The sequence below is a fragment of the Kocuria sp. ICS0012 genome, from assembly GCF_001665945.1.
Classification (GTDB): Bacteria; Actinomycetota; Actinomycetes; order Actinomycetales; family Micrococcaceae; genus Kocuria; species Kocuria marina.
Genome location: NZ_LZMM01000077.1, coordinates 83,116 through 108,556, shown reverse-complemented (window position 1 = coordinate 108,556; position 25,441 = coordinate 83,116). Strand labels below are relative to the sequence as shown.

Annotated in this window: 20 protein-coding genes; 16 read left to right on the top strand and 4 right to left on the bottom strand. The window is 69.2% G+C overall.

Features of this window, described 5'->3' with window-relative positions; translation table 11 throughout:
* Positions 1-127 precede the first annotated feature (127 nt).
* The 5 genes from A5728_RS12385 to glmM all read left to right on the top strand — a co-directional run bounded on the left by A5728_RS12385 (position 128) and on the right by glmM (position 4,945).
* Complete coding sequence (locus tag A5728_RS12385; RefSeq protein WP_064847347.1) at positions 128-1,108, top strand: tRNA pseudouridine(38-40) synthase TruA; 981 nt, start codon at positions 128-130, stop codon at positions 1,106-1,108.
* Positions 1,109-1,345: 237 nt separating this feature from the next.
* On the top strand, positions 1,346-1,789 hold the full coding sequence (rplM, locus tag A5728_RS12380) for a 50S ribosomal protein L13 (RefSeq protein ID WP_035959569.1): 444 nt from the start codon (positions 1,346-1,348) through the stop codon (positions 1,787-1,789).
* Positions 1,790-1,821: 32 nt separating this feature from the next.
* The gene (rpsI, locus tag A5728_RS12375; RefSeq protein WP_064847346.1) at positions 1,822-2,322 is read left to right on the top strand and encodes a 30S ribosomal protein S9; all 501 of its coding nucleotides are present in this window, start codon (positions 1,822-1,824) and stop codon (positions 2,320-2,322) included.
* Positions 2,323-2,506: 184 nt separating this feature from the next.
* Positions 2,507-3,547: a polyphosphate kinase 2 gene (gene ppk2 / locus A5728_RS12370; protein ID WP_064847345.1), complete on the top strand. Its 1,041-nt coding sequence runs from the start codon at positions 2,507-2,509 to the stop codon at positions 3,545-3,547.
* Between the two features lie 48 nt (positions 3,548-3,595).
* Complete coding sequence (glmM, locus tag A5728_RS12365; RefSeq protein ID WP_064847344.1) at positions 3,596-4,945, top strand: phosphoglucosamine mutase; 1,350 nt, start codon at positions 3,596-3,598, stop codon at positions 4,943-4,945.
* An 86-nt stretch (positions 4,946-5,031) separates the two neighbouring features.
* Here glmM and mscL read toward each other — a convergent pair whose 3' ends face one another.
* Complete coding sequence (mscL, locus tag A5728_RS12360) at positions 5,032-5,499, bottom strand: large conductance mechanosensitive channel protein MscL (protein ID WP_064847343.1); 468 nt, start codon at positions 5,497-5,499, stop codon at positions 5,032-5,034.
* Positions 5,500-5,534: 35 nt separating this feature from the next.
* Positions 5,535-6,491, bottom strand: a complete 957-nt coding sequence (coaA, locus tag A5728_RS12355) for a type I pantothenate kinase (protein ID WP_082943466.1) — start codon at positions 6,489-6,491, stop codon at positions 5,535-5,537.
* Between the two features lie 75 nt (positions 6,492-6,566).
* On the opposite strand from coaA, the gene glmS reads away from it, so the two are divergent.
* The 10 genes from glmS to A5728_RS14990 all read left to right on the top strand — a co-directional run bounded on the left by glmS (position 6,567) and on the right by A5728_RS14990 (position 21,338).
* Positions 6,567-8,450: a glutamine--fructose-6-phosphate transaminase (isomerizing) gene (gene glmS / locus A5728_RS12350; RefSeq protein WP_064847341.1), complete on the top strand. Its 1,884-nt coding sequence runs from the start codon at positions 6,567-6,569 to the stop codon at positions 8,448-8,450.
* A gap of 150 nt (positions 8,451-8,600) precedes the next feature.
* Entirely contained in the window at positions 8,601-8,972 is a 372-nt protein-coding gene (locus A5728_RS12345) for a holo-ACP synthase (RefSeq protein ID WP_035959524.1), read from the top strand.
* Positions 8,965-10,650: a bifunctional ADP-dependent NAD(P)H-hydrate dehydratase/NAD(P)H-hydrate epimerase gene (locus A5728_RS12340; RefSeq protein ID WP_064847340.1), complete on the top strand. Its 1,686-nt coding sequence runs from the start codon at positions 8,965-8,967 to the stop codon at positions 10,648-10,650. Before A5728_RS12345 ends, A5728_RS12340 begins: the two co-directional genes overlap by 8 nt.
* Before the next feature lie 83 nt (positions 10,651-10,733).
* Positions 10,734-12,926: a glycogen debranching protein GlgX gene (gene glgX / locus A5728_RS12335; protein ID WP_064847339.1), complete on the top strand. Its 2,193-nt coding sequence runs from the start codon at positions 10,734-10,736 to the stop codon at positions 12,924-12,926.
* A 166-nt stretch (positions 12,927-13,092) separates the two neighbouring features.
* A complete protein-coding gene (treY, locus tag A5728_RS12330; RefSeq protein WP_064847338.1) occupies positions 13,093-15,456 on the top strand; it encodes a malto-oligosyltrehalose synthase in 2,364 nt (787 codons plus the stop codon).
* A gap of 3 nt (positions 15,457-15,459) precedes the next feature.
* Positions 15,460-17,283, top strand: coding sequence for a malto-oligosyltrehalose trehalohydrolase (treZ, locus tag A5728_RS12325; protein ID WP_064847337.1), 1,824 nt, complete (start codon positions 15,460-15,462; stop codon positions 17,281-17,283).
* 172 nt (positions 17,284-17,455) lie between these two features.
* Positions 17,456-18,547, top strand: coding sequence for an L-glyceraldehyde 3-phosphate reductase (mgrA, locus tag A5728_RS12320; protein WP_064847336.1), 1,092 nt, complete (start codon positions 17,456-17,458; stop codon positions 18,545-18,547).
* Positions 18,544-19,368: a LysE family translocator gene (locus A5728_RS12315; protein ID WP_064847335.1), complete on the top strand. Its 825-nt coding sequence runs from the start codon at positions 18,544-18,546 to the stop codon at positions 19,366-19,368. Before mgrA ends, A5728_RS12315 begins: the two co-directional genes overlap by 4 nt.
* Positions 19,369-19,546: 178 nt before the next feature.
* On the top strand, positions 19,547-20,632 hold the full coding sequence (locus tag A5728_RS12310) for an inositol-3-phosphate synthase (protein WP_064847334.1): 1,086 nt from the start codon (positions 19,547-19,549) through the stop codon (positions 20,630-20,632).
* A gap of 64 nt (positions 20,633-20,696) precedes the next feature.
* Positions 20,697-21,338, top strand: coding sequence for a flavodoxin domain-containing protein (locus A5728_RS14990; RefSeq protein ID WP_255359900.1), 642 nt, complete (start codon positions 20,697-20,699; stop codon positions 21,336-21,338).
* Here A5728_RS14990 and A5728_RS12300 read toward each other — a convergent pair.
* Entirely contained in the window at positions 21,298-22,095 is a 798-nt protein-coding gene (locus A5728_RS12300) for a phosphatase (protein ID WP_064847332.1), read from the bottom strand. The two genes, A5728_RS14990 and A5728_RS12300, sit on opposite strands and share 41 nt — an antisense overlap.
* A 10-nt stretch (positions 22,096-22,105) precedes the next feature.
* Positions 22,106-23,341: a glycosyltransferase gene (locus A5728_RS12295; RefSeq protein ID WP_231885647.1), complete on the bottom strand. Its 1,236-nt coding sequence runs from the start codon at positions 23,339-23,341 to the stop codon at positions 22,106-22,108.
* Between the two features lie 114 nt (positions 23,342-23,455).
* Between A5728_RS12295 and alr the strand changes: the two genes are divergently transcribed.
* A complete protein-coding gene (gene alr, locus A5728_RS12290; RefSeq protein ID WP_082943465.1) occupies positions 23,456-25,408 on the top strand; it encodes an alanine racemase in 1,953 nt (650 codons plus the stop codon).
* Positions 25,409-25,441 lie beyond the last annotated feature (33 nt).

The following is a 25,441-nucleotide window of genomic DNA, read 5'->3' as shown; positions in this document are numbered from 1 at the left end:
TGTAGCCCGCCGGCGGTGCCGCCGCCCAGAAGATCTCCGAGTGATCGGGACTTCTGAGTAGCACGACCGTCACGACGCCGCCGCAGGTTCCTGCGGCGGCGTCGTCGTCCTCGGGAGGAACGCACAGATGACGGGGGAGACCCTCAGACTGCGGGTGGAACTGGGCTACGACGGCGCCCCGTTCAAGGGCTGGGCCCGGCAACCCGGGCTGCCGAGCGTGCAGGGCGCGCTCGAGGACGCGCTCGAGCTGATCTTCCGCGCGCCGTGCGCCACGGTCGTGGCCGGGCGCACGGACACGGGTGTGCATGCGCGTCGGCAGACCGTCCACGTGGACGTTCCCGCGCCGTTGTGGGCCCGGTTCGCGTGCTCGCGTCCCCGCGGGCCCCTGGCAAGTGATGCCGACACCGGCGATCTCAGCGCAGGCGGTCCCGCCGACGTGCAGGACGTCGCGGCCCGCGATGCCGCCGCCGCGGGGCTCACGCGCAAGCTCAACGGCGCCCTCAACCGGGTCCTGGGTAAGGACCGTGCGGCCCACGGCTGGGACCCCGCCGTGGGTGCGATCGTGGTGCGCGACGTCGCCGTGGCCCCCGAGGGCTTCGACGCCCGGTTCTCCGCGCTCTCCCGCGGCTACACGTACCGCGTGGCGGACGCCGTGACCGGCCACGACCCCCTGACGCGCACGTTCTCGTGGTGGGTCCCCTGGCACCTCGACGTGCCCGCGATGGACCGGGCCGTGCGCGAACTGCTGGGGCTGCACGACTTCCTGAGCTTCTGCAAACCCCGCGAGGGCGCCACCACGATCCGCGACCTGCAGCGCGCGGGCGTGCACCGCGACGAGAGCGGCATGATCATAATCGCCCTGCAGGCGGATGCCTTCTGCCACCACATGGTGCGCTGCATTGTGGGCGCGGTGGTCCGCGTGGGGGAGGGGCGGTACGACGCCGCGTGGCCGGGTCAGCGGCTGCGCGCCCGGGTCCGGGACGCGAACGTCCTCATGGCACCCGCGCACGGTCTCGTCCTTGATGCCGTGCGCTATCCCGACCAGTCCCAGCTCGCCGAACGCGCCCGGCTCACGCGCGCTCGGCGCCCCGCCCAACACGACGAATAGCGCCCCACGACTGGCGGGGCGGGCGGTGATCCGGTAATATGGAATGCTGTTGTGCGTGTTCTGCCCCGGTTCACGTGTACCCGCATCGGTCGCTCATGTTGCAGAGCGCAGGGCCGTGCGGTGCACCGGGTTGTGGACGCACGGATGCCGCCCGGATCTCACCCGGGCCCCGAAGCACAGCGGAACCATCGGACACGAGCATTCGTGTCATCAGCAGACAAACGAAGGCAGATCAACGTGCGTACGTACACTCCGAAGCCCGGTGACGTCCAGCGTCAGTGGCACGTCATCGACGCCACCGACGTCGTCCTGGGTCGTCTTGCCAGCCAGACCGCAACACTGCTGCGCGGGAAGCACAAGCCGACCTTCGCTCCCCACGTGGACACCGGCGATTTCGTCATCATCATCAACGCGGAAAAGGTCGCCCTCACGGGTGCCAAGCTCGAGAAGAAGCGCGCCTACCGTCACTCCGGCTACCCGGGTGGGCTCAAGTCCACCAGCTACGCCGAGTTGCTCGAGAAGAACCCCACGCGCGCCGTGGAGAAGGCCGTCAAGGGCATGCTGCCCAAGAACAAGCTGGCCGCTCAGCAACTGTCCAAGCTGAAGGTCTACGCCGGTGCGGAGCACCCGCACCAGGCTCAGCAGCCCAAGCCCTACGAATTCACCCAGGTCGCCCAGTAATTCGGGCCAACGAATAACACATAAGGAGAATCGTGGCTCAGAACACTGAAGAGCAGATCACCGAGGACGTGGAGCTGACCAGCTACACCTCCGAGTCCACCGAGCCCGTCGCCGGTGCCGCCCTGTCCGACCGCCCCGCCCTGACCGTTTCCGGCCAGGCCGTGGGCCGCCGCAAGCAGGCCATCGCCCGCGTGCGCGTGGTCCCCGGTTCCGGGCAGTGGAGCGTCAACGGTCGCAGCCTCGAGGAGTACTTCCCCAACAAGCTGCACCAGCAGGAGGTCAACGACCCCTTCCGCCTGCTCGAACTGCAGGGCGCGTACGACGTCATCGCCCGCATCAGCGGCGGTGGCCCCTCCGGCCAGGCCGGTGCGCTGCGCCTCGGCGTGGCCCGCGCGCTCAACGAGATCGACGCCGAGCACAACCGCCCCGCCCTCAAGAAGGCCGGCTTCCTGACCCGTGACGCCCGCGTCATCGAGCGCAAGAAGGCAGGCCTCAAGAAGGCCCGCAAGGCTCCGCAGTACTCCAAGCGCTAAAACGAAGCAGCCCAAGCCTCGGCCGGGCGTTTTCGTGCAGGGTCCCGTTCCTCGGTTTCGGCCGGGGAACGGGACCCTGTTTCGTTGCCCGGGCGTTGCCATGCGGCCACCTGCCGCGGTGACGGACGTAACATGAAGGTGTGGAGCGAGGTCGCTCCCGCCGTACCGTCGAGAGAGGGCCCGTATGAGCAAGCAGTCGGAGCAGAAGTCGGGGAACGCCGTCGTCGAGGAGCAGCAGGCCGAGACGGAACAGCGCACAGAGCAGCGGGTGGCGGTGGACGAGGCCCTCAAGAAGGAACAGCACCGGGTCTCCGTGGTGGAGGACTACGCGGCCGAACTCGACGAGATCGCGGAGCTCGGGAAGAAACTCAGCGACGCGAGCGGGGCGGAACCGTCCACCGCGTGGAAACTGGGCTACCCGTACGACGAGAAGCTGCCTCGCAAGGACTACGAGCGCACCAAGCGGGCCCTGCAGATCGAACTGCTCAAGCTGCAGTTGTGGATCAAGGAGACCGGCCAGAAGCTGCTCATCATCTTCGAGGGCCGGGACGCCGCGGGCAAGGGCGGGGCGATCAAGCGGTTCACGGAGCACCTGAACCCCCGTGGTGCGCGGGTCGTGGCGCTCGAGAAGCCCACGGACATCGAGCAGACGCAATGGTACTTCCAGCGCTACGTCAAGCACCTGCCGTCCGGTGGAGAGATCGTGCTGATGGACCGCTCGTGGTACAACCGGGCGGGTGTGGAACGGGTTATGGGCTACTGCACGTCCCAGCAGTATTACGAGTTCATGCGTCAGGCGCCGGAGTTCGAACGGATGCTCGTGAACTCGGACACGCACCTGATCAAATTCTGGTTCTCCGTGACGCGCGCGGAGCAGCTCGCGCGGTTCCAGTCCCGCCGGACGGACCCGGTGCGGCAGTGGAAGCTCTCGCCCACGGACGTGGCATCCCTGGACAAGTGGGACGACTACACGGAGGCCAAGGAGGCCATGTTCTTCTACACGGACACGGGGGACGCCCCGTGGACCGTGATCAAGTCCAATGACAAGAAACGCGCGCGGCTCGAGGCCATGCGCTACGTCCTCACGCAGTTCGACTACCCCAACAAGGACCACTCCGTGGTGGGCACGCCGGACACCAAGATCGTGGGTGGGGCGGCGGATCTCACGGAGGACAGCAACGAGAACCCGGACGGTTTCCCGGTGGTCCGGCCTGGGAAGGGCTGAGTCGAATGCGCAGGGTTTGCGCGGGCGTTGGTCGTAAGATGACTCTCGATGTCTAGAATCTTTGGAACGGACGGCGTTCGCGGTCTCGCGAACGGCCTCCTCACAGCAGAACTTGCCATGGAGCTGTCCCAGGCGGCGGCGATCGTCCTGGGCCACGGCCACGCGGAGGCCGGGAAGCGACCCACCGCCGTCGTGGCACGGGACGGGCGCGCGAGCGGGGAGTTCCTCGGCGCGGCCGTGATCGCGGGTCTCGCGAGCTCCGGCGTGGACGTCTACGACGCCGGGATGCTGCCCACGCCGGCAGCCGCCTACCTGGTGGGGGACATCGACGCCGATTTCGGCGTAATGATCTCCGCGTCCCACAACCCCGCGCCGGACAACGGCATTAAGTTCCTGGCGCACGGGGGCAAGAAACTACCGGACGCGATCGAGGACACTATCCAGGAGGTCTACGAGGCCAAGGATTTCCGCCGCCCCACGGGTGCGGAAGTGGGCCGCGTGACCCGCTTGTCGGACGCCGAGGACCGCTACATCCTGCACCTGGTCGGTGCCATCCCGCACCGTCTGGACGGGCTGTCGATCGTGCTCGACTGCGCGAACGGCGCGGCGTCCGGCGCCTCGCCGGACGCGTTCCGCGGCGCCGGTGCCAAGGTGCACGTGATCGGTGCGGAACCGGACGGGCTGAACATCAACGACGGCGTGGGCTCCACCCACCTGGGTCCGCTCAAGCAGGCCGTGCGTGAGCTGGGCGCGGATCTGGGCATCGCACACGACGGCGACGCAGATCGCTGCCTGGCCGTGGACCACACCGGCACGGAGGTGGACGGCGACCAGATCATGTGCATCCTGGCCATGGCCATGAAGGACGCGGGCAGGCTCAACCAGAACACGCTCGTGGCCACGGTCATGAGCAACCTGGGTCTGCAACTGGCACTGGACGAGGCCGGGATCCAGCTCGTGCGCGCCTCCGTGGGGGACCGCTACGTCCTGGAATCCATGGTGGCCAACGGCTACAACCTGGGTGGCGAACAGTCGGGGCACGTGATCATGGCGGATTACGCGACCACCGGTGACGGTCTGCTCACGGGTCTGATGCTCGCCTCACGGGTGGCTCAGACGGGCATGCCGTTGCAAGAGCTCGCCAAGTCCATGACGCGCATGCCCCAGGTGATGATCAACGTCAAGGGCGTGGACAAGGCGGCGGCCAAAACGAGCGAACCGGTGCTCGACGCCGTCGCCCGCACGGAGGAGCGGCTCGGCAGCGAGGGCCGGGTGCTGTTACGCCCCTCCGGCACCGAACCCGTGGTACGGGTCATGGTGGAGGCGGCTTCGCAGGACATCGCCCAGCTCGAGGCGGAAGAGCTCGTGTCCGTGGTGGAACAGCACCTCAGCCTGTAGCGTCACCGAACGGACCAACGGCGAGGCCCCCCCCCGGAAGTGGTGCGGGGCCTCGCCGTTTCCTGACGTCGAAGGGGTGGTGGGGGTCAGCGGATCGTTCCTCCGGTGGTACCGGGCTGTCCCGAGAGGCCGGTCTGCGTGCCGTCCGTGCGCAGCGCGTCGGCGTTGTGCCCGGTGAGCGCGTCGCGGATCTCGGTGAGCAGCACGGTGTTGGGATCGGCCGGCTCCTCGGTGGGCTCGATGCCCAGCCGGCGGTTGCGGCGTTCGATCATCTTGTTCATGGGCAGCACGATGCAGAAGTACACGGCGGCGGCGATGAGCAGGAAGTTCACGATCGCGGTCAGCAGCACACCGAACTTGACCTGGTTGCCGTTGAACGTGACGGCGGCGAAATTGTCGAAGTTGGGCGAACCGACGAGTCCCGAGATGGCGGGCATGAGGACGTTCTCGACGAGAGCATTGACGATCTTGGAGAAGGCGGCGCCGATGATCACGGCAACGGCCAGATCCATCACGTTGCCCTTCATGATGAATTCTTTGAAACCACTGAGCATGGCGCTCATCGTACAGTGAAAACGGGCCTAAAATATCAGTTCTTTCGCAGCAGCACCCTGCGGATCTTGTGATCGTGGTCTTTGGAGAGGATCAGCCGGGCGCGGCCGCGTGTGGGGCGCACGTTCTGCTCCAAGTTAGGTTCGTTGATCCGCCGCCAGATGTCCGTGGCCACGTCCTGTGCCTGCTCGTCCGTGAGGTCCGCGTAGCGGTGGAAGTAGGACTCGGGGTCCGAGAACGCGGAGGAGCGCAGGGCCTGGAAGCGCTCCACGTACCAGCGTTCGATGTCCTGGGTGCGGGCGTCCACATAGATGCTGAAGTCGAAGAAATCGCTCAGCGCGAGCGCGGTGCGTTTGCCGCTCTCCAGCTTCGCGGGCGCGAGCACGTTCAGGCCTTCCACGATCACGACGTCGGGGCGGGTCACTACCACTTCCTCGTCCGGGAGGATGTCGTAGGTGACGTGGGAGTACTTGGGGGCATGCACCTCGGGGGCGCCGGACTTGATCTCGGAGACGAAGCGCAGCAGCCCGCGCCGGTCGTAGGACTCGGGGAAGCCTTTGCGGTCCATGAGTCCACGCCGTCGTAGTTCGGCGTTGGGGTAGAGGAAACCGTCTGTGGTCACGAGCTGCACGTTCGGGGTGGACGGCCAGCGGGCCAGCATCTCGCGCAGCAAGCGGGCCGTGGTGGACTTACCCGCCGCCACGGACCCGGCGATCCCGATCACGAACGGGGTGCGCGCGTGATGCTCGCCCAGGAACGAGTTGGTGGCGGCATTGAGCTGCGTGGAGGACATGTCGTACAGCGTGAGCAACCGCGAAAGGGGCAGATAGACCTCGCGGACCTCGTCCACGTCCAACCGGTCACCGAGACCGCGCAGGTTCTCGATCTCCTGCGCGGTGAGCGGGACGTCGATCTCGTGCGAAAGCCTGGACCAGGTCTGACGATCCAACTCCACGAAAGGGGAGACGCGGTGGGTTATGGGCTGTGTGCTCATGCTCGGACCAGTGTAGGCCCGGGCCCCCTCCCGCAAGGCATTAGGGCGCGTAGCGTTTCCGGTACAGTATTTTTCATGTGTGGAATTGTGGGATATGTGGGCTCGAACCGTGCTGACGGGCGACAGCACGGTGCGCTCGAGGTGATCCTCGAGGGGCTTCGTCGACTGGAATACCGCGGGTACGACTCCGCGGGCGTCGCAGTGATCGCCGACGGTGCGGTGGAGTACCGCAAGAAGGCCGGGAAGCTGAGCAACCTGATCGGTGAGCTCGAAGCGCACCCCCTGCCGGAATCGAACATCGGGATCGGCCACACCCGCTGGGCCACCCACGGAGGCCCCTCCGACGTCAACGCGCACCCCCACGTGGTCGACGGCGGCAAGCTGGCCATGATCCACAACGGGATCATCGAGAACTTCAGCGAGATCAAGCGCGAACTCAGCGCCCAGGGCGAGAGTTTCACGTCCGAGACGGACACCGAGGTCGCCGCGGTGCTGCTGGCCCGCACGTACAACGCGCAGGGCGCGGACGAGAAGGACCTCACCGTGGCCATGCAGGACACGTGTCGCCGCCTCGAGGGCGCGTTCACGCTGCTGGCCGTGCACGCGGACCACCCGGACCGCGTGGTCGCTGCGCGCCGCAACTCGCCGCTCGTGATCGGGCTGGGCGACGGCGAGAACTTCCTGGGCTCGGACGTCTCCGGTTTCATCGACTACACCAAGCGGGCCGTGGAGATGGGCCAGGACCAGATCGTGACCATCACCGCGGACGACTACACGATCGTGGACTTCCACGGCAACGCCGCCGAGGGCAAGCCCTTCGACATCGAGTGGGACGCCGCCGCCGCGGAGAAGGACGGCTACCCGTCCTTCATGGAGAAGGAGATCCACGACCAGCCCGCCGCCGTGGGCGACACCCTGCTGGGCCGCCTGGACGAGAACGGCCGGCTCACGCTGGACGAGATCAAGATCGACGAGACCGTGCTGCGCTCGATCGACAAGATCGTGGTGATCGCATGCGGTACCGCAGCATACGCCGGGCAGGTCGCGCGCTACGCGATCGAGCACTGGTGCCGGATCCCCACCGAGGTGGAGCTCGCGCACGAGTTCCGCTACCGCGATCCGATCGTGAACGAGAAGACCCTGGTGGTCGCGGTCTCCCAGTCCGGCGAGACCATGGACACCCTCATGGCCGTGCGTCACGCGCAGGAACAGGGCGCCAAGGTCGTGGCGATCTGCAACACGAACGGTTCCACAATCCCGCGCGAGGCGGACGCCGTGCTCTACACGCACGCGGGTCCCGAGATCGCGGTGGCCTCCACCAAGGCGTTCCTCGCCCAGATCACCGCGGCGTACCTGCTGGGCCTGTACCTGGCCCAGTTGCGCGGCAACAAGTTCAAGGACGAGATCTCCACCATGCTGGCCGAGCTTGAGGCCATGCCCGCCAAGATCCAGCGCGTGCTGGACGAGGTGGAGCCGCAGGTCAAGGAACTCGCGACCGGGATGAAGGACGCCGAATCCGTGCTGTTCCTGGGTCGTCACGTGGGCTTCCCCGTGGCCATGGAGGGCGCCCTGAAGCTCAAGGAGATCGCGTACATCCACGCGGAGGGCTTCGCCGCCGGTGAGCTAAAGCACGGGCCGATCGCGCTGATCGACCAGGGCCAGCCCGTGTTCGTGATCGTCCCCTCGCCCAACGGCCGGGACTCGCTGCACGCCAAGGTGGTCTCCAACATCCAGGAGATCCGCGCTCGCGGTGCCGAGACCATCGTGATCGCTGAGGAGGGCGACGACGCTGTGCGCGAGTTCGCCAACCACGTCTTCTACGTCCCCGAGGCGCCCACGCTGCTGCAGCCGTTGCTGGCCACGGTGCCGCTGCAGATCTTCGCGTGCGAACTCGCCGGGGCCAAGGGCTACGACGTGGACCAGCCGCGCAACCTGGCCAAGTCCGTGACCGTGGAGTAATCATCCGGTTCGTCCATCCGACGGCGGGGGACGCTTCCCACGGGAGCGTCACCCCCCGTCGTCGTACCCGGGCATGCCGCGACGCCCATGGGGCCCGGGCCGTGCCGCGGCGCCCGTGAGGGGGCCGGGCGGCGCCGGTAGGCTGGCGACATGATTGTGGGCACCGGCGTGGACATCGTGGACATCGCGCGTTTCGAACGACAGCTGGAGCGCACGCCGCGATTGCGGGAACGCCTGTTCGTTCCGCACGAACGGGAACTGCACCCGCGCTCGCTGGCCGCGCGCTTCGCGGTCAAGGAGGCCGCGGCCAAGGCGCTGCTGGCCCCGCCGGGGATGATCTGGCAGGACTGCTGGATCAGCAACGACGCCCACGGCGCTCCCCGTCTGCACACCGCGGGCACCGTGGCCGAGCAGGCGCGGCGCAGGGGCGTGGAAACATGGCACGTAACGATCTCCCACGACGGCGGCATGGCCGTGGCGTTCGTCGTGGCCGAGGGACAGGGAGGACACCGCGATGATTGAGGCGTACTCGGGCGAGAGCATCCGCGCCGCGGAACAGCCGCTGCTGGACGAGGGCTACGGGGACGTGCTGATGCGTCGTGCGGCCCTGGGACTGGCCCGCGGCTGCGAAGCGCAGTTGCGCCTGACCAACCGGAGAGGGTTGTTGGGTGGCACCACGGCGGTGCTGCTCGTGGGCTCGGGCAACAACGGCGGGGACGGACTGTGGGCGGGCGCATTCCTGCGCCGCAGCGGCGTGAAGGTCGTGGCCATCCTGACCGGCACGCGCGTGCACGAACAGGGCCTGCGGGCGCTGCTCGCTCGCGGCGGCACCGCGCTGCGGCTCACCGACCAGGACGGCGAGGAGCGCGAACCCTCGGACGCCGTGGCCGCCGCGCACCCGGTGGAGGTGTCCCGCGCGGTCTCCCTCATGGCCGACGCCCACCTGATCGTGGACGCCGTGCTCGGCACCGGTGCGCAGGGCGGGCTGCGGGGTACGGCCGCTGAGCTCGTGCGGGCGTTCACCGAACGGCAGCGGGATCCCGCCGCCGCGCGTGAACGGCGCTTCCCACGGATCGTGGCGTGCGACCTCGTCTCCGGCGTCAGCGCGGACACCGGCGAGGCTCCCGAGCCGGTCCTGCATGCCCACGCGACCATCACGTTCGGCGGGGCCAAGACGGGCCACGTGGTGTCCCCGGGGGAGCAGGCCACGGGGGCGCTCACGGTGGTGCCCATCGGGATCGAGGACCGGCTGAGCGACCCCGCCGTGCACCGGCTCGAACCGCGTGACGTGCTCGCCGCGTGGCCGCGTCCCGGCGCGACCGACACTAAGTACACCCGAGGTGTACTGGGCGTCGTGGCCGGCGCGTCGAGCTATCCGGGCGCGGCGATCATGTGCACCCAGGCGGCGGTCAACGCTGGCGCGGGGATGGTCCGCTTCCTGGGGGATTCGACCACGCGCGGCATGGTGCTCGCGCGCAGTCCGGAGGTCGTGTGCTCGGACGACCAGCCGTGGGACGTCCACGTCCAGGCGTGGCTCGCGGGCCCCGGCGTGGTGGGGGACGAGTCCCAGGCCGCGCGCGTGCAGGCAATCATCGAGGCCCAGGAGCCGGCTGTGCTGGACGCAGGTGCGCTCGACGCCGCCGCGCGATCCGTGCTCGACGCCGCTCTGGGCCCCCATAAGATCCTCACGCCCCACGCGGGGGAGCTGTCCCAGGTCTTCGAGTGGCTCCACGGTTTCGGGGTGTGCGATTCCACGGTGGAGCGCTCCGAGATCGAGGCCAACCCCGTGCACTGGGCCGGTGAAGCCGCGCGCCTCACGGGCGCCACGGTGTTGCTCAAGGGCGCGTCGACCGTGATCGCGTCCCCCGTGGGACGGAACGGGGACGCATGCGAGGACGGGAACGCTTCCGGGCGCGACGAATGCCTGTGCCTGAGCATCGGCCACGCGAGCCCCTGGCTGGCCACGGCGGGTTCGGGGGACACCCTCGCCGGAATCCTGGGCACGGTCGTGGCCCACGTGGCCGAGCACCCGGACGCGCTCGCGGTCCTGGGCGACTGGGCCCGCGGGGACGGTCGCTGGGCGGCCGCCGCGGCCCTCGGGGCCGGTCTGCACGCGGTGGCCTCACGGGCAAATGGGGAGGGCCCCGTCCCGCCGTCGGTGCTCGCGGAGAACGTGCGCGCGGTGCTGACCCGTCCGTGAGCCGCGACCCGAACGACTATTGTTAGTGACTGGCTGTGAGCGGGGATCCGCTCACAGCCCCACGACACGCTGAGGAGAAGTACATGGAAGTTTGGCCAGGACAACCGTACCCGTTGGGCGCCACGTTCGACGGCACGGGGACCAATTTCGCGCTCTTCTCCGAGGTCGCGGACCGCGTGGAACTGTGCCTGTTCGAGGAGGACGGCACGGAGACGCGCGTGGAGGTCACCGCCGTGGACAGCTACGTGTGGCACTGCTACCTCCCCCAGGTGCAGCCCGGTCAGCGCTACGGGTACCGGGTGCACGGGCCGTGGGATCCGTCCCAGGGGTTGCGGTGCAACCCGGACAAGTTACTCCTGGACCCCTACGCCAAGGCCGTGGAGGGCGGGATCGACTGGGACGAGTCCCTGTTCTCCTACAACTTCGGCGACGAGGACTCCGAGAACCACCAGGACTCCGCGGAACACATGATGAAGGGCGTGGTGATCAACCCGTTCTTCGACTGGGAGGGTGACCGCACCCCGCGCACCCCGTACCACAAGTCCGTGATCTACGAGGCCCACGTCAAGGGCCTCACCATGCAGCACCCGGAGGTCCCGGAGGAACAGCGCGGCACGTACGCCGGTGTGTCCCACCCCGCGGTCATCGAACACCTGCAGAAGCTGGGTGTCACCGCGATCGAACTGATGCCCGTGCACCAGTTCGTCCAGGACTCCACGCTGCTCGAGAAGGGGCTGCGCAACTACTGGGGGTACAACACCATCGCGTTCTTCGCGCCCCACAACGAGTACAGCGCGGCCTCCCACCTGGGCAGCCAGGTCCAGGAGTTCAAGGCCATGGTGCGCGCACTGCACCAAGCGGACATCGAGGTCATCCTGGACGTGGTGTACAACCACACGGCCGAGGGCAACCACATGGGCCCCACACTGTCCATGAAGGGCATCGACAACACCGCGTACTACCGCACCGTGGACGACGACCAGAAGTTCTACATGGACTACACGGGTACCGGTAACTCCCTGAACGTGCGTCACCCCCACTCGCTGCAGCTGATCATGGACTCGCTGCGCTACTGGGTCACCGAGATGCACGTGGACGGTTTCCGTTTCGACCTCGCCGCCACGCTGGCCCGTGAGTTCTACGACGTGGACAAGCTCTCCACGTTCTTCGAACTCGTCCAGCAGGACCCTATCGTCTCGCAGGTCAAGCTGATCGCCGAGCCCTGGGACATCGGTCCCGGTGGCTACCAGGTGGGCAACTTCCCGCCGCAGTGGACCGAGTGGAACGGCAAGTACCGGGACACCGTGCGTGATTTCTGGCGCGGGGAGCCCTCGACCCTGGGGGAGTTCGCGTCCCGTGTCACCGGTTCTGCGGACCTCTACGAGAACAGCGGCCGGCGCCCCTTCGCCTCGGTGAACTTCGTGACCGCCCACGACGGCTTCACACTGCGGGACCTCGTGTCCTACAACGAGAAGCACAACGAGGAGAACGGCGAGGACAACAACGACGGCGAGTCCCACAACCGCTCGTGGAACTGCGGTGAGGAGGGGCCCACGGACGATCCCGAGGTGCTCGCGATGCGTGCGCGTCAGCAGCGCAACTTCATCGCCACGCTCATGCTGTCCCAGGGCACGCCCATGCTGTTGCACGGTGACGAGGCGGGGCGCACCCAGAAGGGCAACAACAACACGTACTGCCAGGACAACGAGCTCACGTGGATCAACTGGGAGAAGGTGGACACCCCGCTCGTGGAGTTCACCTCCGTGATCACCCACCTGCGCCACGAACACCCCACGTTCCGCCGCTCGCAGTTCTTCGACGGGCGTCCCGTGGACATGGGCGAGCGTGCCGAGGGCGATCCCATGCCGGACATTGCCTGGCTCAACACGGACGGCACGCCCATGGTGCCCGCCGACTGGGACGAGCCCCTGGCTCGTGCCGTGGGCATGTGGCTCAACGGTCAGGGCATCACGGGAGTGGATATGCGCGGTCGCCGGATCACGGACGTGAACTTCATCGTGTACTTCAACTCCAACCCCGAGCCCGTGGACGTCACACTACCCCCGGCCAGCTACGGCATGAAGTGGGAGGAGATCGTGGACACCGCCGGCGAGCACGCGGACGGTGCCGTGCGCGGGCACTCCTCCACGTTGCGGATGGCAGGCAAGTCCACGGTGCTGTTGCGCGCGTGGGAGGCCCCCGAGGAAGAGCCGGACGCCTCCGTGGCCGCGTCCGTCGCGGCAGCGGTGTACGCGGCGTCGTCCGACGACGCCTGAGCGCCCCGCGGTGCGTGACCGGGCAGATCGCCCGCAGCCCGCGCCGCGCTGAACACGACTGCGGACGCGTCACCCCACACGGGTGGCGCGTCCGCCGTTTACGTCACGGTGCTCGTTGAGCGCGGGGTGACTGGCCCGAGCGCGCGCATTCGGCAAGACTGTAAGGGTGCTGACACCCACTTCAACGTACCGGTTGCAAATCACGACCCAGCAGGACCTGCATCGCGCGGCGGAACTGGTCCCCTACATCAAGCGTCTGGGGGCGGGGTGGGTGTACCTCTCGCCCATCCTGCGGGCCACGAGCGGCTCGGACCACGGGTACGACGTCGTAGATCCCACCGAGGTGGATCCCGAACGCGGGGGATCGGAGGGGCTGAAGGCACTGTCCGATGCCGCGCACGAGGCCGGACTGGGCGTCGTCGTGGACATCGTGCCCAACCACCAGGGCGTGGCCGCCCCGCAGGAGAACCCGTGGTGGTGGTCGCTGCTCGAGAAGGGGCAGGACAGCCCCTACGCGGACGCGTTCGACGTGGACTGGCAGGCCGGCGGCGGCAAGATCTTGATCCCGGTGCTCGGCGACGGTGACGAGGACCTCTCCGCGCTCACCGTCCAGGACGGGACGCTGCGCTACTACGACAACGTCTACCCCCTGGCCGAGGGCACGTACCGCGAGGGCGACGATCCCGCCGAGGTGCACGGGCGGCAGCACTACGAACTGATCAACTGGCGCCGCGGTGACTCCGAGCTGAACTACCGCCGGTTCTTCACCGTGGCCACGCTCGCCGGGGTGCGGGTCGAGGACGCCCGTGTCTTCGAGGAATCCCACGCGGAGGTCGCGCGCTGGTTCCGCGAGGGACTCGTGGACGGGCTGCGCATCGACCACCCGGACGGGGTGCGGGACCCGCAGGACTACCTCGGGAAGCTGGCCGGGCTCACGGACGGCGCGTGGACCGTCGTCGAGAAGATCTTGGAACCGGGGGAGTACCTGCCCGAACAGTGGCGCACGGCCGGGACCACGGGCTACGACTCGCTGGGCTGGATCGACCGGGTGCTCACGGACGCACGCGGGCACTACGAGCTCGCCTCATTGGACACCAAGCTGCGCGGTGGTCAGCCCGTGCGCTGGGACCCGCTGATCCACGAGACCAAGCGCCGGATGGCGGACGCTGGCCTGGCCGCAGAGGTGCACCGCCTGGTGCGCGAACTGCCGGCCGACTTCCCGCACGGGGCCGCGGCGTCGTATGACGGTCTCGCCGAGATCCTCGCCAACTTCCCGGTGTACCGCACGTACCTGCCCGAGGGTGCGCAGTACCTGCGCGACGCGGTCGCCGCCGCGCGGCGATGGCGCCCCGAGCTCGCGGACGTGCTCGACGACCTCGCGCGTGAACTCGGCGGGGACGTGAACGGCACCCTGAGCGGAGTGGCGCAGCGTTTCCAGCAGACCTCGGGCATGGTCATGGCCAAGGGCGTGGAAGACACCGCGTTCTACCGATACCCCAAGCTCTCCTCCCTCACCGAGGTGGGCGGTGACCCCTCGGTCTTCTCGCTCACGCCCGAGCAGTTCCACGCGGAGGCGGCGCGGCGGCAGCGTGAATCGCCCGCGACCATGAACGCACTGACCACCCACGACACCAAGCGCTCGGCATCGGTGCGTGCGCGGATCACGGTGCTCTCGGAGCAGCCCAGGGCCTGGTCCGAGACCGTGGCCACGCTCGTCAACCGCGCCAAGGACGCGCAGATCGAGCTGGCGGACGGACCCGCCGTGAACCTCGTCCTGCAGGCCGTGGTGGGTGCGTGGCCGCTCGAGCGCGATCGTGCCGTGGACTACGCGATGAAGGCCGTGCGCGAGGCGTCCGTGTCCACCGCGTGGGTGGACGGGGACGAGCACTTCGAGGCGGAGCTGACCCGGTTCATCGACTTCCTCTTCAGCAACCCGCGCGCCCGCGGCATCGTGGAGGGGTGCGTGGAGCGCGTGAGCGCACCGGGGTTCAGCAACGCCCTGGCGGCCACCGCGCTGCAGCTGACCCTGCCGGGCGTCCCGGACGTCTACCAGGGGCAGGAGTTGTGGGAACCGTCGCTCGTGGACCCCGACAACCGTCGGCCCGTGGACTTCGCGGCGCGCGAGCAGATGTTGGCACGGCTCGACGCCGCTCGGCCGGGTTCCGCGGACGCCACCCCGCCCGTGGACGGCACGGGGGCGGCGCGCATGCTGTTGACCTCGCGCGCCCTGCGGCTGCGCGGCGAGCACCCCGAGCTGTTCACGGAGTACATACCGCTGGAGTTCCGGGGCGCGCTCGCCGAGCACGCACTGGGCTTCGACCGCGGCGGCGTGGCCACCGTGGTCACCCGCTTCCCCGCGACCCTCGCCCCCGAGGGCGGCTTCACGGACGAGACCGTGGTCCTCGCGCCGGGGACGTGGCAGGACGTCCTCACGCACCGCGAGTACACCACGGACCAGGACGGCGCCGTGCGCCTGGCCGACCTCCTCTTCACCTACCCCGTGGCGATCCTGCGCCGGAAGGACGGCTGAGACATGACCCAGGACCATCGTTTCGACGTGTGGGCACCCCACGCCCGCAAGGTCACCGTGCGCATCGACGGTGTGGACCACCCCATGCAGGGCCTGGCCGATCGCCCCGGCTGGTGGACGCTGCCCGACGACGCCGACGTCCCCCGGGGCACCGTGCGCTACGGCTACCTGCTGACCAAGGTCTTCGACGAGGGCACGGACAAGGAACGCACTTCGGTGTCCGAGGTGCTTCCAGACCCGCGCTCACGCCGCCAGCCGCAAGGTGTGCACGATTTGTCCTGCACGTTCGACCCGGACGCCTTCGAATGGCACGACGCCGCGTGGCGGCCGCGTCCGCTGCGGGACTCGGTGCTCTATGAACTGCACCCCGGGACGTTCACCCCGGAGGGCACGCTCGATGCGGCGATCGGCAAGTTGGACCACCTCGTGGACCTCGGCGTGGACGCCGTGGAACTGTTGCCCGTCAACGGGTTCAACGGGGACCACAACTGGGGCTACGACGGCGTCGCCTGGTACACCGTGGATGAGTCCTACGGTGGGCCCGAGGCCTATCAGCGGTTCGTGGACGCGTGCCACACCAAGGGCATCGCCGTGATCCAGGACGTGGTCTACAACCACCTGGGACCCAGCGGGAACTACCTGCCGCTCTTCGCGGAGTACTTCAAGCCCGGGGCCTCCAGCTGGGGGGACCTGATCAACCTGGACGGGTGGGGTTCGGACGGGGTGCGCGAGTACATCCTGGACAACATCACCATGTGGCTGCGCGACTACCACGTGGACGGGTTCCGCCTGGATGCCGTGCATGCGCTCGCCGATTCCCGCGCCACGCACATCCTGGAGCAGATCGCCCAGCGCATCGCGGCGGAGTCCGAGCGCACGGGCAAGGAGCTCGTGGCCATCGCGGAATCCGACCTCAACGATCCCCGCATGATCGCGGGTACGGAGGGGCACGGTCTGGGCATGGACGCGCAGTGGCTCGACGACGTCCACCACGCCGCGCACGTGGCGTTCACCGGGGAGACCCACGGGTACTACGGGGACTTCGCATCCCTGCACGCCCTGGAGAAGACCATGCACACGGCGTACTTCCACAACGGGACGTACTCCACGTTCCGTGGCCGCTCGCACGGCCGCGAGATCGATCCTGCCGAGCAGCGGCCGTGGCAGTTCGTGACGTTCCTGCAGAACCACGACCAGGTGGGCAACCGCGCGGCCGGGGACCGGATGAACCACGGCATGAGCGTGGACCGGGCGATCGCGGCCGCCACGTGGCTGCTCACCCAGCCCTACACGCCCATGCTGTTCATGGGCGAGGAGTTCGGGGCCAGCACGCCGTGGCAGTTCTTCACGGCCCACCCCGAACCCGAACTGGGGGAGGCCGTGGCCACGGGCCGCAAGGCGGAATTCGCCGCGATGGCCTGGGATCACGCGACCGTCCCGGATCCCCAGGACCCGCAGACGTTCGAACGTTCCAAGCTCGACTGGGGCGAGGTGCACGAAGGTGAGCACCAGCGCATCCTGGACGCCTACCGGGAGCTGATCGCGCTGCGCCACGACACCCCGGAGCTCACCGATCAGAACTGGGCCACCGTGGCCACCCAGGCGAGCGACTCCGAGCAGTGGTTCGTGCTCAAGCGGATGAGCGAGCCGGAGTCCGAACACGGCGTGGTCGTGGCCGTGAACCTCTCGGACTCCGAACGCGAGCTGCCGCTCATGGGCGGTGACGCCCCGCGGGTGCTCTTCGCGAGTGGCACGGACCCTGACATTACGACGACGCCGGGCGCGGTGCGGCTCGCGCCGGAGACGGCGGTGGTGCTGCGCGTGTAGCTATGCGTGTGGCGTCGTTCTGCGCGGCGTCGGTGTGTGCGGCGGGATTCCATGGGGGGGGGCCGCGCGGGCCCCGCCGCGGCGTCGTCGTGCGGGCTGCGGCACCGGGCCCGGGACGTGACCGTTACCTGCTTCGAGTCAGCCCCGCCCGCGAGGTGGCACACTGAACCCCATGCTGACTTTTGGTGAGAACACCGTGTGGACCGCGGCCGAGGACCGCTACGAGACCATGCCGTACCGGCGGGTGGGCAACTCCGGGCTAAAGCTGCCCGCGCTGTCTCTGGGGTTGTGGCATAACTTCGGCGATGACACCCCGCTCGCGACCATGCGGGCCACGCTGCGCCGGGCGTTCGACCTGGGGATTACGCACTTCGACCTGGCCAACAACTACGGCCCGCCCGCGGGCTCCGCGGAGCTGAACTTCGGGCGCATCCTACGGGAGGACTTCGCCCGGTACCGCCAGGAACTCGTGATTTCCACGAAGGCCGGGTGGCAGATGTGGCCCGGCCCGTACGGCGGTGTGGGCGGTTCACGCAAGTACCTGCTTGATTCCATCGACCAGTCGCTCGAACGCATGGGCCTGGACCGCGTGGACATCTTCTACCACCACCGCCCGGACCCGGATACTCCCCTCGAGGAGACCATGGGTGCCCTGCACCATATCGTGCGTTCGGGCCGCGCGAGCTACGTGGGGATCTCGTCCTACAGCGCGGACCTCACGCTCGCCGCGCAGGGGATCATGCGGGAGCTGGGCACTCCGCTGCTCATCCACCAGCCCTCGTACTCCATGCTCAACCGCTGGATCGAGCAGCCGGACGAGCACGCGGACGGGAAGAACCTGCTGGGCGCGCTCACGGAAGCGGGCATGGGCTCTATCAGCTTCTCCCCGCTGGCCCAGGGCATGCTCACCGACAAGTACCTGAACGGTGTACCCGAGCACTCCCGCGCGGCCGCTGGGAAGTCACTCAACCCGGACTGGTTGAGTGAGAACACCCTGGATCAGATTCGGGAACTGAACGCGATGGCCCGGGACCGCGGGCAGACGTTGGCCCAGATGGCGATCGCGTGGGTGTTGCGTCCGCAGGCGGAGGGACAGGTCACGACGGCGCTCGTGGGCGCGTCCTCGCCCGAGCAGATCGCCGATTCCGCCCGCGCCGTGCAGAACCTGGACTTCTCCGACGATGAACTGCAGCGGATCGACGAGCTGGTCTCGGACGCGGACATCAACATCTGGGGGGCGGCCACCGAGTCCAAGCACGTATGACCGCGGCGCAGTACGCCGCGCTGCTGGGACTGTGGATCGCGGGGATCATCTCCCCGGGTCCGGACGTCCTGGTGATTCTGCGCAATGCGTTCCTCACCACACGTGGCAAGGCCATGCTCACGGCGGCGGGGGTGATGGTCGGCAACCTCATGTGGATCACGCTCTCGCTCACGGGCGTGACGCTGGTGATCAACAGCAATCACGTGCTCAAACTCGTGATCCAGATCGCTGGTGCCCTGTTCCTGGCGCGCATGGGCTACGGATCCCTGCGCGCCGGGCTGGCCACGCGCGCGCTGAATCGCGGTGGAACGGGTCACGCGGAGACCTCGGATCCCGATGCACGAGCGGGCCTCGCCGCACGGGTCTGCACCGACGGGCAGGACGGCCCCGGCGGTTCGGCCGGATTCAGCGGACCAGTGGACCCCGACGTCGCCGCGAGCCCCGCCGCACCCACGGGCACAATCGGGGGTCCCGCGTTCTCCAAGGCCGGAGGTCTGCTCGGGACCCGCCACCTCACATCGGGCAAGGCCCTGCTCCAGGGGACGATCACCAACCTGGCCAACGCCAAGGCGATCGTCTTCTTCATCGCCCTGTTCGCGACCGTTGTCCCCGCGGACATCCTGTGGTGGGAGGGATTGATCACCCTGGCGCTCCTCATGGCCGTGGGCCTGGCATGGTTCCTGGCCGTCGCGTGGTTCGGTTCCGTCCCCGCGCTGGCGCGGCGGTTCCAAGCGCGTTCGGCCGAGGTCGAGATCGCGGCCGGGGTCGTGTTCCTGCTGGTCGCGGTGTTGTTGCTCGTGGAGGTCGTCCTGGCCGAGTGACCGTGCAGCGTGAGGGCGGCAGCGGCGTCGTCGTCACGGCGGTGCCCGGGCGAGGCACGTCCGAGCGCGTGGCTAGACTGTGGAGTCGGTTGCGTGCGGCGTGGCACGGCAGGATGCGGTGCCCACGCACGAACGCGCGAGGTGCGCGTGGCCGTCATCACCCGAGCTGAGGAGAACCGTGTCCGAAAATCCCATCCGAGTGGCCATTGCCGGTGTGGGCAACTGCGCCACATCGCTCATCCAGGGCGTCCACTTCTACCGGGACGCAGACCCCTCCGAGACCGTGCCCGGGCTCATGCACGTGCGCTTCGGTGACTACCACGTGGGGGACGTGCAGTTCGTGGCCGCGTTCGACGTGGACGCCGCCAAGGTGGGCTTGGACCTCTCCCAGGCGATCCTGGCCTCCGAGAACAACACCATGGAGATCGCAAAGGTCCCCAACCTGGACGTGAACGTGCAGCGCGGACCCACCCTGGACGGGCTGGGCCAGTACTACCGCGAGACCATCACGGAATCGGACGCCGAGCCCGTGGACGTCGCGCAGGTGCTGCGCGAACGCGAGGTGGACGTGCTCGTCTCCTACCTCCCGGTGGGTTCCGAGGAGGCCGACCGCTACTACGCGCAGGCCGCGATCGACGCCGGTGTGGCGTTCGTCAACGCCCTGCCCGTGTTCATTGCCGGGACCGACGAGTGGGCGCAGAAGTTCACGGACGCCGGCGTGCCGATCGTGGGCGACGACATCAAGTCCCAGGTGGGCGCGACCATCACCCACCGCGTGCTGGCCAAGCTGCTCGAGGACCGCGGCTACGTCCTGGACCGCACGTACCAGCTCAACGTGGGCGGGAATATGGACTTCAAGAACATGCTCGAGCGCTCGCGGCTCGAGTCCAAGAAGATCTCCAAGACCCAGGCCGTGACGTCCAACGTGCCGCACGAGATGCGGGCCAAGGACGTGCACATCGGCCCCTCGGATTACGTGGGGTGGCTTGACGACCGCAAGTTCGCCTTCGTCCGCCTCGAGGGCCACGGTTTTGGTAACGCCCCGATCTCGCTCGAGTACAAGCTCGAGGTGTGGGACTCGCCCAACTCCGCCGGTGTGATCATCGACGCGATCCGCGCTGCGAAGATCGGCCTGGACCGCGGCATCGGGGGACCGCTGACCTCGGCGTCCTCCTACTTCATGAAGTCCCCGCCCGAGCAGTTCGACGACGACACCGCCCGCGAGAACGTGGAGAAGTTCATCCGCGGCGAGGTCGAGCGCTGATCGTCTCGTAGCACCGCACGACGACGCCGCGAGGGCCGTCCGGCACGTACCGGGCGGCCCTCGGTTGCGTCCGGGGGCGCGCGTCCTGCCGCTGGCCCGGGCCCGCGGGTGCGGCGGCCCGGGTCCCTGGGGGGGGTGCGGCCCGGCCCTCGCGCGGTTCAGCGAAAGATCGCCCAGCCCCCGGCGGACGCGCGCGCCAGGTCCGCGACCGCCCGGACCCGCCGGGGCACGGTCACACCCCGCGGCCAGGCCAACACGACCGATTCCCGTTCGTTCCCCGGGGACACCGGGCGGCACACCACGGGTAGTTCCTCCCGACTCAGCTCCGTCCCCACGCCCAGGAACGGATCCCGCCGCGCTGGACACCTCCCACCCGCACGTCATGGTGTGTTCCACGTACGGGGACGGCGAGCTGCCCACGTCCGCGCGGGCTGTCGCGACGGCGGTGGCCGAAGGAGCCGCGGATCTGAGCAGCGTGCGCTACGCGGCGTTCGGCCTCGGGGACCGCACGTACGGGGAGACGTTCTCGCGCGGCGTCGTCGTGCTGGACGAGACCCTCGCGGCAGCGGGCGCGTCCCGGTTCGGGGACGCGGGTCGGCACGACGCCGCCGAGGGCCGACCGCCCGCGCGGCAGGCGTGCGAGTGGCCGGACGGGATCGCCGAACTCAGCCGCGTTCCTGCCCCGCGAGCCCCGCACGGGAAATGATGTAGTCCACCACGGGGTCGTAGAGGTGCGGGGGGACGTTGTCGTCCAGCGGGACCACGACCTCCACTTGCCCCTGGGCCTCAGCGACGAAGATCCCGGGGTCGTTGCAGTCACCCATCGCGATGGTGGACAGCCCCGCCCGCGAGCCCGCGTACCCGGCCATCCCGTGATCGGCGATCACGAGGTCCGGCGCCTCGCGGCCCTGGTCCCGCAGGTGATCGAGGACCAGCTGCATGGGCTCGGGGAAGTGGGTGTGGCGCAGGCCGCCGTACTGCTCGACCATCACGACGTCCTCGATCTGGCGGACGTCCCCGTCCTCGAACGGCAGGGCCTCGTCGAAGCGCAGCACGCGCGCCCCGGACTTGCGGGCCACCCGCGCGAGGCGGGCGTAGACGGGCGCGAGGCCGGAGGGATGACCGGTCGCGAACAACAACCGCTTGCGGCCCTGCACCGCGCGGCTGAACAGCTCGGCGTAGCGGTCGAGTCCGGCCACGCACAGCTGCGCGGAAATGAAGTCCTGGCCCTCGGCGTACTCGGGGTCGTCGTTGATCCCCACGCGGTCGCGCATGAGCTCGAAGACGGAGTCGAAATCCCAGTCCCTGATGCGCTCGACCCCCATGTGCTGGTGCTGGTCCCCGTCCAGGAAACCCTGGATGTTGCGGAGGTTGGCTTCACGGGGGGTCGCGACGGCCCCGGTGATCCGGGAGCGGTCCAGGTAACGGGCAAGGGAATCACGGCTCAGGTACGCGGTGGTCACACGGGAAAGTTTAGGCGTCGTGCTCGCGCGCCGCACAGGCGAGGTAGGCCGCAGTGTGCTGCGCGGCGACGTCGTCCCACGTCAGCTCGCGCGCTCGCAGCCGAGCGGCGTGTGACATTGCTCGCCACGCGCCCGGGTCCCGGGCCGCGCGGTACAGTGCGTCCGCCCAGCTCGCGGGCTCGCGGTCCGGGACGAGCCGGCCGGTCTCACCGTCGCGCACGGCGTAGCGCAGTCCGTCCACGTCCGTGGCCAGGACGGGCGTCCCGCACGCCTGGGCCTCGACCGCCACGAGCCCGAACGTCTCCGACGACGACGCCACGGCCACCGCGTCCACCCGGCCCATGAGTCGGGCGAGGTCCTCGCGGGGCAGGGAGCCGCGGAAGTCGACGGCGCTCGCCACGCCCCCCGCGTCCGCCAGCTCGCGTAGGTGGGCCAGGAAATCGGGGGAGCCCACACCGGCCAGGATCAAGCGAACGGGAACGTCAGGGTGACTGCGGTGCAACTCTCCGAGCGCGCGGACCAGGATCTGCTGTCCCTTGAGGGGTTGCATGCGTCCCGCGGACAGGACGGTGAAGGGCCCGTTCCGTAACTCGTCCCGTTCGTCCGGGACCGGCGGGTGGAAGACCTCGGGGTCCACCCCGGGCGGGATCACGACCACGCTCGCCGGATCCGCGCCGTACAGCTCCACGACCTGCCGCTGTTCCGCGGGGGTGTTCACCACGGTGCGGCAGGCGTGGGCGATCAGTTCTCGTTCGGCGGCCTCCCGCTTGGCCGGTTCGGGGGACTCGTCCGATCCGGCGCGCAGGTTCTTGGCGGCGGCGGAGGTGTGCAGGGTCAGGACGAGGGGAGCCCGGAGGAAGCTGGCCACGTGGAGCCCGGCCACGCCGGAGAGCCAGTAGTGGGCGTGCACGACGGGCGCGGCGTCGTCGGCGTAATGCTGTGCGAGGGCCTCGCCGAAGGCACGTGCGAACCGGGGCAGGCCCTCCTTGGGGACCTCTGCGGCGCCCGCGAGCGCCACGGTGAGCAGCCGCACGCCCGGGGCGAGGTCCGTCGTGCGAATGCCGGGGGAATGGGACGGATCGCGATCGAGGGTGGCCATGTCCGCGGCCCAGCCCGCGTGGGCGAGCGCGTGGGCTAGGTGCCACACGTACACGTTCATGCCACCGGCGTCCCCGGTCCCGGGCTGGTCCACGGGGGACGTGTGCATGCTCAGCAGCAGGACACGGGGCCGATCGGGAGAGGACACGCGACCAGCCTACTGGGGCGGCGTACCGGGACCGCCCGCCCGGGAACGAGTGCGCGTGGCTCGGGCGGGGCCGGGCGCGCCGGCGGCGCAGGGCACAATGGAATGGTGAGTGCGATGACAGACCGACAGCCCCGGCAACCCAGCGAACGCAGCGCGGTGGTGGACCTCTCCGCCGTGCAGCACAACGTGCGGCACCTCGCGGAACTCGCCCGGGGGCGCACGCTGATCGCCGTGGTCAAGGCAGATGCGTACGGCCACGGGGCGGTTCCGGTGGCGCGCGCGGTGCTCGCCGCCGGCGCCCATATGCTCGGCACGGCGCACGCGTCCGAGGCGGTGGCCCTGCGCGACGCGGGCATCACCGCCCCCGTGCTCGCGTGGCTGCACACCCCTGCCACGGACTTCGAACAGGCGCTGCGACGCGACGTCCGCCTGGGTCTCAACGGGTGGGAGCTCGACGCCGTTCTGGCCGCCGCCCGCGACACGGGCACCCCGGCCACGGTGCACCTGAAACTCGATTCCGGGCTCGGCCGCAACGGTGCCACGGTGGAGGAGTGGCCCGGGTTCGTCGAGCGCGTGGTGGCCGCTCAGAACGCCGGTCTGCTGAGCGTGGAAGGGATCTTCACGCACCTCGCCGTCGCGGACGAACCGCAACGCGAGACCGAGACCGTTGCGCAATTGCACGCGCTCAGCGATGCGGTGCGGATCGCGCGCGACGCGGGCCTGGACCCCACCCTGATCCACGCGGCCAACACCCCCGGATTATTCGGGGCACAGGACATGGCGGACCCCGATCTCATGCTCCGCGACGCCGTGCGGGTGGGGCTGGGCCTGTATGGGCTGAGCCCGTTCGCGGATTGCACCCCCGAGGACTTCGGCCTGCGCCCGGCCATGACCCTGCGGGCCCGTGTGGCCAACGTCAAAGCCGTTCCCGCGGGCCACGGGGTCTCGTACGGTTTCGCGTACCGCACCACCGGGCCCACGCACCTTGCGCTGATCCCGCTGGGCTACGCCGACGGCGTTCCCCGGGTAGCCACGGGCGCCCCCGTGCGGATCGGGGACCGGGTGTACCCCGTGGTGGGGCGGATCGCGATGGACCAGTGCGTCGTGGACCTGTCGCGGGGCGGGGAGCCCGCGGCGTGGTCGTCCGGATCGGAACCGCCCGGAGTGGACTCGTCCGCGGCGGAACCGCCCGTGCGCGTGGGGGACGAGGCCGTGCTGTTCGGGGCGGGGGAGGACCCGTCCGCCACGCGGTGGGCGGATGCCGCGGGGACGATCAACTACGAGATCGTCACGAGGATCTCGCCGCGCGTACCCCGGGAGTACGTGAACGCTCCCGATGCCGGCGGCGTCGGAACAGCCGGGAGCGCGGCGGACGGTGCCGCCTGGACCGTGACTCGGCATCCCGACACCGCTCATGACACCCGGGTGCTCGCCGAGCGGGTGGCCGAGCACCTGCGGGCCGGGGACCTGGTCATGCTCAACGGTGACCTCGGCGCCGGGAAGACCACGTTCACCCAGGGGCTCGGCCGGGGCCTCGGCGTGCGCGACGGGATCATATCCCCCACGTTCGTGTTGAGCCGCGTGCACCCCAACGATCCGGACGGGCCCCGCCCGGGCGGACCCGATCTCGTGCACGTGGACGCCTATCGCTTGGACTCCGCGGCGGACGTGGACGACATCGACCTCGAGGACACCGTGGACACGTGCGTGACCGTCGTGGAGTGGGGGACCGGCAAGGTGGAACACCTCAGCGATTCCCGGTTGGTGATCGACATCGTCCGGGCGCGGGGTACGCAGGACGGGCCCGGCTCGGCGGATCCGGTGTCGGACGCGACGGGTGCGGAGTCCACCGTGGGGACCACGGACGGTGAGGACCCCGCGGATCTCAGGGGGGCGGTGCTCTCCGGCGGATCAGGTTCCGACGGAGAGGGCCATTCCCCCTCCGCGGCGGACGTGATCCGCGCCCTCAACGACGAGTGGAAATCCGCGGAGCAACTCAGCGATGAACCGCGCGCGGTAATCGTGCGCGGCTACGGACCCCGTTGGGCGGACCCCCTCCAGTTGTGACCTCGCCACGCAGTGCCGGGGTGAGGGGCGGCC